Origin of the sequence: Rhizobium ecuadorense (assembly GCF_001187535.1) — a bacterium.
Classification (GTDB): Bacteria; Pseudomonadota; Alphaproteobacteria; order Rhizobiales; family Rhizobiaceae; genus Rhizobium; species Rhizobium ecuadorense.
Genome location: NZ_LFIO01000410.1, coordinates 1 through 318 on the forward strand (window position 1 = coordinate 1; position 318 = coordinate 318).

The window sequence follows — 318 nt, forward strand, 5'->3', positions numbered from 1 at the left end:
CAGCAAAAGTGGTCCCGAACAGCTTCGAAACGCCTTCGATCGCCAGATGTGCCATTCTCAAACCCTTCCCTGAACTGACACGCAAAGCTTCACGCGCCGAAGCCTCTCGCAAAGGCGCCGGTGCCGATCACGCGGCGTGCAAACATCAGCGCGATGAAGGACGGCACCCACAGCATGACGGAGAGCACGGCGCCGTATTGCACGACGATCTGGTTGTTGATGAAGCTGATCATCAGCACCGGCATGGTACGAATCTCGGGCGCGCCGATCAGCCAGGCGCCTTCGGTCTCGTAGAAAGTGCCGACGAAGGTCAAGAGC

1 pseudogene is annotated in these 318 nt (G+C 59.4%); it reads right to left on the bottom strand.

Annotated features, from left to right (window positions below):
- Window positions 1–89: 89 nt before the first annotated feature.
- Window positions 90–318: pseudogene (locus tag AF337_RS10840) on the bottom strand (ABC transporter permease); the annotation flags it as partial.